General features: G+C 61.8%; 17 protein-coding genes. 4 read left to right on the forward strand and 13 right to left on the reverse strand.

All coding sequences use genetic code 11. From position 1 onward, the window contains the following. Positions 1–19: 19 nt before the first annotated feature. Positions 20–598, forward strand: coding sequence for a phosphoribosyltransferase (locus tag PH603_RS04210; protein ID WP_289504703.1), 579 nt, complete (start codon positions 20–22; stop codon positions 596–598). Positions 599–709: 111 nt separating this feature from the next. Here the strand turns inward: PH603_RS04210 and lysA are convergent, their stop codons facing one another. Genes lysA through argH form a run of 3 tightly spaced genes read right to left on the reverse strand, consistent with a single transcriptional unit; the run spans position 710 to position 3530 of the window. Then, entirely contained in the window at positions 710–1969 is a 1260-nt protein-coding gene (gene lysA / locus PH603_RS04215; RefSeq protein WP_289504704.1) for a diaminopimelate decarboxylase, read from the reverse strand. A gap of 2 nt (positions 1970–1971) precedes the next feature. Next, positions 1972–2085: an LPS translocon maturation chaperone LptM gene (lptM, locus tag PH603_RS04220; RefSeq protein WP_289504705.1), complete on the reverse strand. Its 114-nt coding sequence runs from the start codon at positions 2083–2085 to the stop codon at positions 1972–1974. Further along, positions 2082–3530 carry an argininosuccinate lyase gene (argH, locus tag PH603_RS04225; protein ID WP_289504706.1) on the reverse strand — a complete coding sequence of 483 codons (1449 nt, stop codon included), beginning with the start codon at positions 3528–3530 and terminating at the stop codon, positions 2082–2084. Before argH ends, lptM begins: the two co-directional genes overlap by 4 nt. A gap of 28 nt (positions 3531–3558) precedes the next feature. Here argH and PH603_RS04230 point away from each other — a divergent pair, with 28 nt between their 5' ends. After that, positions 3559–4149: a TlpA disulfide reductase family protein gene (locus PH603_RS04230; RefSeq protein WP_289504707.1), complete on the forward strand. Its 591-nt coding sequence runs from the start codon at positions 3559–3561 to the stop codon at positions 4147–4149. Positions 4150–4251: 102 nt separating this feature from the next. Here the strand turns inward: PH603_RS04230 and PH603_RS04235 are convergent, their stop codons facing one another. The 7 genes from PH603_RS04235 to gluQRS form a co-directional block, all read right to left on the reverse strand. Further along, complete coding sequence (locus PH603_RS04235) at positions 4252–4935, reverse strand: glutathione S-transferase family protein (RefSeq protein WP_289504708.1); 684 nt, start codon at positions 4933–4935, stop codon at positions 4252–4254. A gap of 67 nt (positions 4936–5002) precedes the next feature. Further along, complete coding sequence (locus PH603_RS04240; protein WP_289504710.1) at positions 5003–5878, reverse strand: 3-hydroxybutyryl-CoA dehydrogenase; 876 nt, start codon at positions 5876–5878, stop codon at positions 5003–5005. Positions 5879–5960: 82 nt separating this feature from the next. Continuing rightward, positions 5961–6887 carry an electron transfer flavoprotein subunit alpha/FixB family protein gene (locus PH603_RS04245; RefSeq protein WP_289504711.1) on the reverse strand — a complete coding sequence of 309 codons (927 nt, stop codon included), beginning with the start codon at positions 6885–6887 and terminating at the stop codon, positions 5961–5963. Next, positions 6884–7633: an electron transfer flavoprotein subunit beta/FixA family protein gene (locus tag PH603_RS04250; RefSeq protein WP_289504712.1), complete on the reverse strand. Its 750-nt coding sequence runs from the start codon at positions 7631–7633 to the stop codon at positions 6884–6886. The genes PH603_RS04245 and PH603_RS04250 overlap by 4 nt, the downstream gene beginning before the upstream one ends. A gap of 169 nt (positions 7634–7802) precedes the next feature. Beyond that, entirely contained in the window at positions 7803–8384 is a 582-nt protein-coding gene (locus PH603_RS04255) for a cob(I)yrinic acid a,c-diamide adenosyltransferase (protein WP_289504713.1), read from the reverse strand. Positions 8385–8390: 6 nt separating this feature from the next. Next, positions 8391–8588 carry an HIG1 domain-containing protein gene (locus tag PH603_RS04260; RefSeq protein WP_289504714.1) on the reverse strand — a complete coding sequence of 66 codons (198 nt, stop codon included), beginning with the start codon at positions 8586–8588 and terminating at the stop codon, positions 8391–8393. A gap of 68 nt (positions 8589–8656) precedes the next feature. Beyond that, on the reverse strand, positions 8657–9514 hold the full coding sequence (gluQRS, locus tag PH603_RS04265; protein ID WP_289504715.1) for a tRNA glutamyl-Q(34) synthetase GluQRS: 858 nt from the start codon (positions 9512–9514) through the stop codon (positions 8657–8659). Positions 9515–9689: 175 nt separating this feature from the next. Here gluQRS and PH603_RS04270 point away from each other — a divergent pair, with 175 nt between their 5' ends. Next, complete coding sequence (locus PH603_RS04270; RefSeq protein ID WP_289504716.1) at positions 9690–10262, forward strand: HNH endonuclease; 573 nt, start codon at positions 9690–9692, stop codon at positions 10260–10262. Positions 10263–10361: 99 nt separating this feature from the next. Further along, positions 10362–10841, forward strand: coding sequence for a hypothetical protein (locus PH603_RS04275; protein WP_289504717.1), 480 nt, complete (start codon positions 10362–10364; stop codon positions 10839–10841). Between the two features lie 30 nt (positions 10842–10871). Here PH603_RS04275 and PH603_RS04280 read toward each other — a convergent pair whose 3' ends face one another. Genes PH603_RS04280 through PH603_RS04290 form a run of 3 tightly spaced genes read right to left on the reverse strand, consistent with a single transcriptional unit; the run spans position 10872 to position 12532 of the window. Beyond that, on the reverse strand, positions 10872–11465 hold the full coding sequence (locus PH603_RS04280; RefSeq protein WP_289504718.1) for a demethoxyubiquinone hydroxylase family protein: 594 nt from the start codon (positions 11463–11465) through the stop codon (positions 10872–10874). 3 nt (positions 11466–11468) lie between these two features. Further along, the gene (locus tag PH603_RS04285; protein WP_289504719.1) at positions 11469–11945 is read right to left on the reverse strand and encodes a disulfide bond formation protein B; all 477 of its coding nucleotides are present in this window, start codon (positions 11943–11945) and stop codon (positions 11469–11471) included. An 8-nt stretch (positions 11946–11953) separates the two neighbouring features. Beyond that, positions 11954–12532 (reverse strand): YqaA family protein, encoded by a 579-nt coding sequence (locus PH603_RS04290; RefSeq protein WP_289504720.1) that lies wholly within the window; start codon positions 12530–12532, stop codon positions 11954–11956. Between the last annotated feature and the right edge of the window lie 4 nt (positions 12533–12536).

Genomic DNA, 12536 nt, shown 5'->3' on the forward strand with positions numbered 1-12536 from the left:
CCACGAAGGGGAAACGGGGATGGGTAAAAGAACAAGAAGCGGCGCCGAGTTTTTCTTCGATTGGGACCGCGCCGGTGAAGCCCACCACGGCGTGGAGCCGGTTTTCACTTCCGACGAGATCATTGAACGCGTTGAGGAGCTGGCGGCGAGCCTGCACCGCTGGTTCGAGGAAGAGCCGGTCGCACAGGTGATCATGAACGGCGCCATGATGTTCGCGGCTGACCTTACCCGCGCCATGTCGGCCCGGGGCACCGTGATGGAAATGGATTTCATCCAGGTCGCCAAGAACCGCCGGGCGGGCACGGTTGACCTTGTGGCCGCTTCGAATCTGCCGGTTGATGGCCGCGAAGTGCTGATCATCGATGACATCTACGAGACCGGCAACACGCTCGCCTTCGCGCATGCGCATTTCAAGGCGCTTGGGGCTGCCAATATCACGAGCGTGGTGCTACTGGATAAAAGCCAGGGCCGGCAGACCGTGTTCAAGCCCGATTTCGTCGGCTTCGAATGCCCGGATATCTTTGTGATCGGCTACGGGATGGACGTGGCCTACCGTTACCGCGAGCTGCCCTTCATCGGGAAAATGGGCCGGGCCTGAGCCTTTCAGGCGCCCTTCGAGACGCGCTGTCGCGCTCCTCAGGGCGAACGGTTGAGTGGCCCGTTCGGTCTGAGGAGAGGCATAGCCTCGTCTCGAAGACCGTGGCAGACGTCAAATCCAGTCCGGCACCTTGTCCATGGCGATCAGGTCTTCGACCTCGACACGTGGGCGCACCACGGCATAGGCATCACCCTTTACAAGCACTTCGGCCACAAGCGGCCGTGAGTTGTAGGTCGATGACATGACGGCGCCGTAAGCGCCTGCCGATTTGATGGCGACAAGGTCACCGGCCTTCAGGCGCTTGGTGGCGCGACCGGTGCCGAACACGTCCGAAGATTCGCAAACAGGCCCCACGAAATCGGCGGCGAAGCTGTCGCCCGCCTGATCCTCCACCGGCACGATATGATGGAAGGCATCATACATGGCGGGGCGCATCAGGTCGTTCATCGCTCCGTCGAGGATATAGAAGGTGCGGTTGTCGCCGATCTTCTCGTACAGCACGCGGGTGAGGAGGATGCCGGCATTGCCCGCGATCAGGCGGCCCGGTTCCAGAATGATGCGGCAATCGAGCCCGGCAAGCACATCGCGAATGAGGGCGCCGTAAGCTGCCGGTGCGGGCGGGGCGGCAACATCGGGGTCATAGGGGATGCCAAGGCCGCCGCCGAGGTCGATATGATGGATATCGTGGCCGGCAGCCCGCAGCGATTTGACAAGCTCGACCACGCGCGCGAAGGCGGCGCGGAAGGGTTCAAGCTCGGTCAGCTGCGAGCCGATATGCACGTCCACACCGGTTGCCTTGATGTTGGCCATCGTCCGCATGCGTTCATACAGCATGTCGACCTTCTGCCAGCTGATGCCGAACTTGTTTTCAGCCTTGCCGGTGGAGATTTTGGCGTGGGTCTTGGCGTCCACATCCGGGTTTACCCGCACTGAAACGGGGGCGACAACACCGAGGCTTGCGGCCACGGCGTTCAGGGCCTCGAGCTCCGGTTCGCTTTCGATATTGAACTGCAGGATGCCTGCCTCAAGGGCGAGGCGCATTTCATCCGCGGTTTTGCCGACGCCGGAAAAGACGATCTTTTCAGGCGCGATCCCAGCGGCCAGCGCGCGCTTCAGTTCGCCGCCCGATACAACGTCGGCGCCCGCACCGGCTTTCGCGAGGGTCGCCAGCACCGCCTGGTTGCTGTTGGCCTTGACGGCGAAGCAGACAAGCGGATCAAGCGGCGCGAAAGCCTCGTGGAAGACGTTGAAGTGGCGTTCAAGCGTCGCAGATGAATAGACATAAACGGGCGTGCCGACGGCATCCGCGATGGTGCGCAGGTCCACGTCTTCGGCGAACATGACGCCGTTCCGGCTGTTGAAATGATCCATGCTCAGCGGCCCTGCGAGATCTGCGTGCTGCGGGTTGGCGGCTCAAGGTCGCCTTTCTTGCCGCAGGCTGTGAGCATCAGGGTGGCGGCGAGCACGAGCGTGACGGTGCGGATCATTGCAGTTTCTCCCGGAAGGCCGCCACAGCCTCGCGCACGCGGGCGGGCGAGGTGCCGCCAAAGCTCATGCGGCTTGAAACCGAGGCATCAACGGACAGGACATCAAAGATGCTGGCATCGATGCGCGGATCAACCTTCTGCATATCGGCAAGCGGCAGCTGATCGAGCGTGATGCCCTTCTCCTCGGCGATCTTCACGATGGTGCCGGTGACATGATGCGCATCGCGGAACGGCATGTTCAGCACGCGGACGCACCAGTCGGCAATATCGGTCGCGGTGGAGAAGCCACCGCCCGCTGCTGCCTTCATGGCTGCAAGGTTGGGCTTCAGGTCATCGATCATGCCGGTCATGGCGGCAAGCGACAGTTCGAAATCGTCTACTGCTTTGAAAACGCGTTCCTTGTCTTCCTGCATGTCCTTCGAATAGGCGAGCGGCAGGCCCTTCATGACGATCAGAAGCCCGGTGAAGGCACCGGCCATGCGGCCGACCTTCGCACGCACCAGTTCGGCGGCGTCCGGGTTGCGTTTCTGCGGCATGATTGACGAACCGGTCGAGAAGGCGTCCGAAAGCTTCAGGAAGCCGAAGGGTGCGGTGGCCCAGAGGACGATTTCGTCCGCGAGGCGCGACAGGTGCACGCCGGCAATCGCGAGGTCCGCGAGCATTTCAAGCGCGAAATCGCGGGCCGAGACGGCATCAAGGCTGTTGGCCATCGGCCGGTCGAACCCGAGCGATGCGGCGGTCATGTGCCGGTCGATGGGGAAGCTGGTGCCGGCAAGGGCGGCTGCACCCAGCGGGCTTTCATTCATGCGGGCGCGGCAATCGGCCAGCCGGGCGCGGTCCCGCCCCAGCATCTCGGCATAGGCCATCAGGTGATGACCCAGCGTGACGGGCTGGGCGGTTTGCAGGTGGGTGAAGCCGGGCATCACGGCATCTGCATATTTGTCGGCCTGGGTGACAAGCGCGGTCAGCAGGGCCTTGAGGCCTGCGTCCATGCGGTCAAGCGCGGCGCGGGTCCACAGGCGGAAGTCGGTTGCGACCTGATCGTTGCGGCTGCGGGCAGTGTGGAGGCGCGCGCCGGCATCGCCGATCAGCTGGCGGAGGCGGCTTTCCACATGCATATGGATATCTTCAAGCACGTCATCCCAGACCATCCGGCCGGCTTCGATCTCGGCCTGCACCTGATCGAGGCCCTTGTGGATCGCGTCGCGGTCGGCTTCGGTGAGGATACCGTTCGCAGCCAGCATGCTGGCATGCGCCTTCGACCCCGCGATATCCTCGCGGTACAGGCGCTTGTCGACGCCGATCGAAGAGTTGATTTCCTGCATGATGGCAGACGGGCCGGCGCCGAAGCGGCCACCCCACATCGACTGCGCGTCGCCCTCACCTTTTTGCGAGTGGTCTTGCGGGGTGGGCGCGGGCGCTTTATGGGTTTGATCGTGGCTCATGACTTCAGGTCCGATAGAGGAGTAGACGATGGGATCGAATGGCAAATTGGTGCGCGGCATCCTTCTGGTGGGCGTGCTGGCGCTGCTTGGCTGGGCATCCTATCGGCAGTTCATGCCCGCGACAATCTCTGATCCGCTTCAAACCTATATGACGGGCGAGATGTCACGCCTGACATTGCAGGCAACCCCCCGCAAGGTGAGCGAGCATATCGTGATGCGCGAAGATGGCAGCCCCATCAAGCTTTCGGACATGACGGGCAAGGTGATGCTGATCAACCTGTGGGCCAGCTGGTGTGCCCCGTGCCGCGCCGAAATGCACGAACTGGCCTCGCTGCAGGCCCAGCTGGGCGACGATATGTTTGAAGTGGTGGCGGTGAACGTGGACCGTGGCGGTATCCCGGCGGCCAAGGACGCGCTGGCCGAATGGGGCGTCGAGGGCCTTGCCTTCTATGCCGATCCGAAAATGACGACGGCCATCGAACTGGCGAACGGTGCCCTGCCGACGAGCTTCATCATCGACCGCGACGGCAATGTGCGCGCCTATTTCCTCGGCCCCCTCAAATGGGATGCGCCCGAGGCAGTGAAACTGTTTGAGGCCCTGAAGGCCGGCACGGTCTGAGGGGCACCCTTCGAGACGCGCTGCCGCGCTCCTCAGGGCGAGCGGTGCTTCATAGATCAACGTTCGGTCTGAGGAGGGCCGCAAGGCCCGTCTCGAAGACCGCTACTCGCTGCCCAGCATATTGGTGGCGGGGTCGATTTCATCCATAGCCACCACCATCGTTTCGGCCCTGGCGGCGTCATACCATTCGCTGACACCGGGGTGCGAGCGAACGGCCATGGCGTAGGCCATGGCGGTGGGGCTGAGGCTGATGCCATAGGTGAGGAAACGGCCGACAACCGGGGCAAACATCATGTCTGCCGCCGAGAAACCACCGAACAGATAGGGGCCGCCGTCGCCAAACTTGTCGATGGCTTCGGACCAAAGCGCATCGATCCGTTTCACGTCTGCCGCCACAGCGGGCGAGAGCTTGAGGCCGGTGTATTTCGCCTTGGTGTTGAAGGGGGCGGCGCGGCGTAGGGCCATGAAGCCCGAGTGCATCTCGGCGGACATCGCACGGGCGAAGCCGAAGGCGGCGTCATTTTCCGGCCACCAGTATTTTTCAGGGGCAAGCCGCGCGCAATAATCGATGATGGCGAGCGAATCCCACACCTTGGTGGTGCCATTGTGGATAAGGGCAGGCACGAAGCCCGAGGGGCTATAGTCCCTGATCTTCTCGTGAAATTCGGGCGTATCGAGCGGCAGCAAGACTTCCTTGAAGGCAAGCCCGGTGTGCCGGACCGCAAGCCAGCCCCTGAGCGACCAGCTGGAATAGGTCTTGTTGCCGATAACGATCGTAAGCGCCATGGAAGCCTCCCTCATACAGGGAGGCAACCCTAACGCATTTGATTAAAAAGGGAAGGAGGCGATTGGATTACCGCGTCGGGGTCGGCTCGCCTTCGCCGCGATAGTCATAGAAGCCACGGCCCGATTTGCGGCCAAGCCAACCGGCTTCCACATATTTCACCAGAAGCGGGCAGGGGCGGTATTTGCTGTCGGCGAGGCCTTCATACAGCACCTGCATGATCGACAGGCAGGTATCGAGACCGATGAAGTCAGCGAGCTGCAGGGGGCCCATCGGGTGATTGGCGCCAAGCTTCATGGCGGTGTCGATGGCTTCCACATTCCCCACGCCTTCATAAAGCGTGTAGATCGCCTCGTTGATCATCGGCAGCAGAATGCGGTTCACGATGAAGGCGGGGAAGTCTTCGGAAACGGCAGTGGTTTTATCCAGCCTGTCGCAGAAGGTTTTGAAACGCTCGAAGGTTTCATCGGTGGTTGCGATGCCGCGAATAAGCTCCACCAGTTTCATCACCGGTACGGGGTTCATGAAGTGAACGCCCATGAAATGCTCGGGCCGGTCGGTGGTGGCGGCGAGGCGGGTGATGGAAATGGACGAGGTGTTCGAGGCGATCAGTGCATCCTTCTTCAGGGTCTTGCACAGCTCCTTGAAGATGGAAACCTTGACCTGCTCGTTCTCGGTGGCGGCTTCGATCACAAGATCGCAGTCCGACAGGGCCGGGATATTGTCGGCAAGCGCAATGCGGCCGAGTGCGGCTTTCATGTCTTCGGGGCTCAGTTTGCCCTTGGCGACCTGCCGGCCGAGATTCTGGTCGATGGTCTCGAGGCCCGCTTTGGCGCGGTCCATCGTGACGTCGGAAAGGACGACCTCGAGCCCCGCGACTGCTGCTACGTGTGCGATGCCGCTGCCCATCTGGCCGGCGCCGATAATCCCAACCTTGTCAACCATGCTAAATCTCTGTTCCGGACCCTGGTATGTTTTATATCATATGAAACGGGGCCGCCCCATGAGGGCAGCCCCGCTATCTTTTTCAGAGAGCCTTTTCGAGCGCCGGAAGGGCTTCGAAGAGGTCGGCGACGAGGCCGAAGTCTGCAACCTGGAAAATCGGTGCTTCTTCGTCCTTGTTGATCGCCACGATGATCTTGCTGTCCTTCATGCCGGCAAGGTGCTGGATCGCACCCGAAATGCCGACCGCGACATAAAGCTCCGGCGCCACGATCTTGCCGGTCTGGCCGACCTGGTAATCGTTCGGCACGAAGCCGGCGTCCACTGCAGCACGGCTGGCGCCGACAGCAGCGCCGAGCTTGTCGGCAACAGCGTCGATGAGCACGAAATTGTCGCCCGAGCCCATGCCACGGCCACCCGATACGATGATCTTGGCGGAGGTAAGCTCCGGACGGTCGGACTTCGAAAGCTCGGCGCCCACGAACGAGGACTTGCCGGTTTTCTCAGCCGCGCCAACTTTCTCAACCGAAGCCGAACCGCCGGTGGCGGCAGCTTTGGCGAAGGCGGTGCCGCGAACGGTGATCACCTTCTTGGCGTCCGACGATTTCACGGTCGCGATGGCGTTGCCGGCATAGATCGGGCGCTTGAAGGTATCGGTGTCGATCACTTCGAGAATGTCCGAAATCTGCGCCACATCAAGGGCAGCAGCCACACGCGGCGCAAAGTTTTTGCCGGTGGTGGTGGCCGGCGCGATGATCGCGTCGTAGGAACCGGCAAGCGAGATGGCGAGGTTCGCGAGTTCCTCGGCGAGCGGATGGGCATAGGCCGCATCGTCCGCGAGGAGAACTTTCGAAACGCCTTCGATCTTGGCGGCGGCGTCGGCGACAGCCGCGCAGCCTGAGCCGGCGACAAGCGCATGGACTTCACCGAAGGCCTTGGCGGCGGTGACGGTGGCGAGGGTCGCGTCCTTCAGGGCCGCATTGTCATGTTCGACGATGATGAGGGCGGTCATGCGATCACTCCCTTTTCCTTGAGCTTGGCGACGAGTTCTTCAACGCTCGCGACCTTGATGCCAGCCGAGCGCTTGGCGGGTTCTTCCACCTTGAGGGTGGTGAGGCGCGGGGTCATGTCCACGCCGTAGTCCGCCGGGGTCTTCTCGTCGATGGGCTTCTTCTTCGCCTTCATGATATTCGGCAGCGACGCATAGCGCGGCTCGTTGAGGCGGAGGTCGGTGGTCACGATGGCCGGAAGGGTGAGCTTCACGGTCTCGAGGCCGCCATCCACTTCGCGGGTGACATCGACATCGCTGCCATTCACCACGACTTTCGAGGCGAAAGTACCCTGCGGCCAGCCAAGCAGCTGGGCGAGCATCTGGCCCGTCTGGTTGCAATCGTCGTCGATGGCCTGCTTGCCGAGGATCACAAGACCCGGGCCTTCGGCTTCAACGATGGATTTCAGGATTTTCGCAACGGCCAGCGGCTCGGTCTCGCCGTCATGTTCGACGAGGATGCCGCGGTCCCCGCCCATGGCGAGCGCGGTGCGAATCGTTTCCGTGGCGCCCTTGGGGCCAACCGAAACGACGATGATTTCTTCAGCCTTGCCGGCTTCCTTGAGGCGGATGGCCTCTTCAACGGCAATCTCGTCGAAGGGGTTCATCGACATCTTGACGTTGGCGAGCTCGACGCCCGACTGATCGGATTTCACACGGACCTTGACGTTGTAATCAACGACCCGCTTAACGGGGACCAGGATCTTCATGGAGTTGCCTCTCCCTAATTATTGTGCGGGGCAGCATTTCTGCCCGTACCTCTTTCAAAGCTTCCCCCCGGAAGCCGCACGAAAGAGCCTCAAAAGAAATGGGACCAACAGCGTTATCCCAAGGCCCATGCTCTGTCAATGCAGTGCAGCAAACATTAGTTAGGGGCCCTTACCGATGGGCGCCGGGCACCCACAGGATATCATTGTGGCCGTTGCCATTCAGCACCCGGCCGAGAACGAAAAGATGGTCCGACAGGCGATTGAGATAGCGGATCGCCGCCGGGTTGATCGGCATCTCTTCGGCGGCTGCCACCGTCAGCCGTTCGGCGCGGCGCACCACGGTGCGGGCGAGGTGTGCGAAGGAAGCAGCAGGCGTGCCGCCGGGCAGGATGAAGCTCGTCAGCGGCTTCAGGCCTTCGTTCATCGCGTCGATCTCGCGTTCCAGCCGTTCAACCTGCGCTTCAATGATCCGGAGGACCATTTCGGAGGGCGTGAAATCATCGCCCGGTGTGGCGAGATCGGCGCCGAGGTCAAAGAGGTCATTCTGGATGCGCATCAGCATGGCATCCGCGGCCTCGGCAGATTCGCCGGTTTCCAGCGCCTGCCGGATCAGGCCGATGGTGGCGTTTGCCTCATCGACCGTGCCGTAAGCCTCGATCCGGATGTCATGCTTTTTGAGGCGCGATCCATCGACGAGCGAGGTTTCGCCCTTGTCACCGCCGCGGGTATAGATCTTGGTCAGCTTCACCATGCCGGATCAGCCTGCCGACGCCATCAGCGCGACGATGAAAAGGAGAAGAATGGTGATGCCCTGTGAGGCGACCCGCGCCTGCATCAGCTTGTTGCCGTATTTTTTGTTGAAGTCGCCGCCCTTGGCCATCGCCGTGACCCCGAAGATCAGGATGCCGAGCGTGATGAGCGCGAAAATGAGGGCGAGGATGATGAGGAATTTCATGGTTCGATACTTTCCAGACTGGCTTTTCGGCCACTATAGGCGGCACCTCAGGGCTGGCAAGGCGAAAGCTAGGTGCCGGGCCAAAGTGTCGCAGGGTCCACGCCCGCCTCGCGGAGCGATTTCAGCGTAACCGAGAGGTTGCGTTTGGCGAAGCGCTGGCCGTGTTCATCCAGCAGCAGCGGGTGGTGATGATAGCGCGGTGTGGGCAAGCCCAGAAGCCGCTGCAACAGCACATGGATATGGGTCGCCTCGAAAAGATCGACCCCGCGTACCACGTCGGTGACACCCTGCAGGGCATCGTCATGCGTGACGGCGAGATGATAGCTCGTGGGCGTATCCTTGCGAGCGAGGACGACGTCGCCGTGCATTTCGGGCTTCGCATCCTGCCAGCCTGCGTGTGCGTCATGCCAGCGAAGCGGATCGCTGCCAGCCATGGCACTGGCGGCGGCAACATCCAGCCGCCAGGCGTGGGCATCGCCTGCCGCAAGGCGGGCTTGCCGTTCATCAGCGCTCGACCCCCTGCAGGTGCCGGGGTACAGGGCGCCGTCCGGCCCGTGCGGAGCCGACGGGGCCCGGGCGATTTCCTCGGCGATTTCCTTCCTTGTGCAGAAGCAGGGATAAACCGCCCCCATCGCCTTCAGCTTTTCAAGGGCGGCGGCATAGTCATCCATATGCTCGCTTTGCCGGCGGACAGGGGCGGGGTAGCGGATGCCGAGCCACGCCATATCCGCGTGGATCGCCGCCACGAATTCATCGCGGCAGCGGGTGGTGTCGATATCCTCGATCCGCATCAGAAAAGTGCCGCCGCCGGCCTCCGCAAGCTTCCATGCGGCGAGCGCTGAATAGGCGTGGCCCTTGTGCAGATGCCCCGTGGGGCTCGGCGCGAAACGGGTGATCAGGGATGTGTCGTGTTGGGCCAAATTCATGCTAATATCATCAGGTCAATCGAACATTCAGCTACTGAATATAGTTGTTTGTAATGACCGTGTAACACTGTATCTTGATTCTCAAGATGTCGGAAACGGCCTCGCCAGAACCGGAGCGAGGCGCCAAAGCCGGCGATCGGCGCCGGCTCTGTTCCGACTGATGGGGGAACAGGGAATGGGTGTCAACTTTCTGCCCCGCACGATGTCACCGGACAGTTGCCCGGCGCTGGTGCTGAATGCCGACTACAGGCCGCTCAGTTACTATCCGCTCAGTATCTGGCACTGGCAAACGGCTCTCAAGGCCGTTTTTTTGGATCGTGTGACCATCCTTTCCGAATATGACTTCGCCGTTCACTCCCCCTCCACCAGCCTCAATCTCCCGAGCGTCATCGCGCTGAAAAAATATGTCCGTCCGCCGAAATTTCCGGCCTTCACGCGGTTCAATGTGTTCCTGCGGGACCGGTTTTCCTGCCAGTATTGCGGGGCAATCGAGGACCTGACCTTCGACCATGTGTTGCCGCGGCGGCTGGGCGGGCGCACCAGCTGGACGAATATCACCACGGCCTGCGCCCCCTGCAATCTCGCCAAGGGCGGGCGTACCCCGCAGGAAGCCCATATGATCCCGCACGAATGGCCGGTCCGCCCGACCAACAGCCAGCTGCATGAAAATGGCCGTCACTTCCCGCCCAACTATCTGCACGAAAGCTGGCGCGACTATCTTTACTGGGATGTCGAGCTCGAAACCTGAGCCTTTCCCCCCTTTCTCCCACACCCGCGAAGGATTGCCCTGCCGTGCCCCGTATCGAGGCATGGGTAAGGGTGCATCATGGGATGAAAGGAAACGACCATGACGATCGGCAGTATCGGGAATTCCCCGACCGGGGCACCGCCCCAACCCCCGCGCAACCAACCACTGACGGATGACCAGAAACAGCAGGTTTCAGACCTGCTGGCGGCGTATGATTCCGAGAATCTTTCGGAAGAAGATGCCAAGACCATCCTGGAAACGCTGAAGGAAGCGGGCATCCGGCCAGGCAAGGATCTGGAATCCGCCTTTTCGGATGCGGGTTTTGACCTGCGCAGTGTGGCCGATACGGCGGGGCTGAAGCCGCCGCAAGGCGGCCCGCAGGGTGGAAAACCGCCGGCGCCACCTGCTGAGGGCGAAGAAACGTCGCTTAACACCGAAGGCCTGCAGACACTGCAGGATATCCTCGACAGCTATGATCTTGAAAATCTGAGCGACGAGGATGAAGCCACGATCATCAAGGCGCTTGCCGATGCGGGCCTGACCGGTGTGGCGGGCGATCTATTCTCGACCAAAGCCTGATCAGGCCTTCGCCGTGCTGCCTGTGGAATGTCAGACCCGTTTGGCGAGCCAGATGGCAGCGCGGCACCCGACCTTGATGGCGCCGGAGAGGGCAGCGTAGCCCGGGGTTTCCGCGGCGCCATGTTCGATGGCGGTTTCGCGGTGTTCGGCTTCCTCCGCCTGGAACTGGGCGATGGTCTTTTCGAAATCCGGGTCGGCGTTTGTGGCGGTCAGCCGGTCACGCTGGGCCTGATAATGGCCGTCGATCACTTCTTCCACAGCCGCCGTGCAAGCCATGGCGGCCTTTTCGCCCATCAGCGCGGTGGCTGCCCCAAGCGCGAAACCGGCTACATCCCAGAAGGGGGCAAGGGCAGTCGGGCGAACGCCGCGGTCCTTGATCAGCTTGTTGAAGCGGTCAAGATGCACCTCTTCCTGCGCCAGCATATGGCGGATCATCGCCGATTTTGGGTGACGGTCGCCGAGCACCGCAAGCTGGCCCTGATAGATGCGCACCGCGCCAAACTCACCGGCATGATCCACCCGCACCATACGGTCGATTTCTGCCGTCATCGACCTGTCGCCGGGTAGCGGGCGGGGCGGGTCGAAGGGTGTGTCATCCGTCATGGTGTCAGGTTTTTCGGTCATGCTTCAGTCCTTCCGGCGGGCCGCACGCAGGCTGAAGAAGGCAAGCGCAAGGCCGACCATGGCATTATAGCCCGCCATGGAAATGCCGAACAAGCGCCATGCTGCCGCATCGCAGCGTACCAGCGGTGCATCCTGCAGGGCGGCAAGGGCATCTTCGACACTGCCGGTCAGATCCAGCGCGCCGCTGCAATGGGCCGGACCATCCCACCATTTGTTTTCCACCCCCACATGGAAGGCGCCGATGGCGCTGGTGGTGAGGAAAAGAAGCGCGAAAAGCCACATCAGGCGCTGGTCGCCCGCGCGGCCTAATAGGAGCGCCACAAGGCCGAAGGCAATGGCGGCCATATAGGGATAGCGTTGCCACCAGCACATCTCGCACGGCGGATAGCCCGCGAACTGGAAGCCGTAGGCGGAACCCAGCACGATGATGGCAGCAAGTGTGGCAGCGGCGACAGGGTAGCGATCAGCGAAGGCGAACATGGGCGGTCTCAGACAAATTTCAGGGCAACGAATCCGCCGATCAGCAGCGCCACGAAAAGGGTGAAGACAAGCGACAGCCGTTTTTCGACAAAGGCACGGATGGGCGGCCCGAACTTCCACAGGAGCAACGCTTCGGCAAAGAAGCGCGGCGCCCGGGCCGGAATGCAGGACAGCATGAACAACAAGGGATCAAGCCCCGCCACACCGCTTGCAATCGTGATCACCTTGAAGGGGATAGGGGTCAGCCCGCCAATCAAAACAATGAGAACACCATATTCGGCATAATAGGCTTCGAACGCTGAGAACTTTTCAGCGTAGCCGTAAAGCTCGATAAGTGGCAGCGCGACGGCCTCGTAGAGAAAATGGCCGATCAGATAGCCGAGGCCGGCGCCGATCACGGACGCAATCGTGGCGATGAGCGCCAGCCGCCAGGCGCGGCTACGGTCGGCGATGATCATCGGCATCAGGAGGATATCGGGCGGGATCGGGAAGAAGCTCGCTTCCGCGAAGCTCAGGCCAGCGAGCCATTTTTCCCCCGAGGGGCGGGCGACACGGTCCATCGACCAGTCGTAAAGGCGTTTCAGCATGAAG

This window comes from Gimibacter soli (assembly GCF_028463845.1).
GTDB classification, from domain to species: Bacteria; Pseudomonadota; Alphaproteobacteria; order Sphingomonadales; family Kordiimonadaceae; genus Gimibacter; species Gimibacter soli.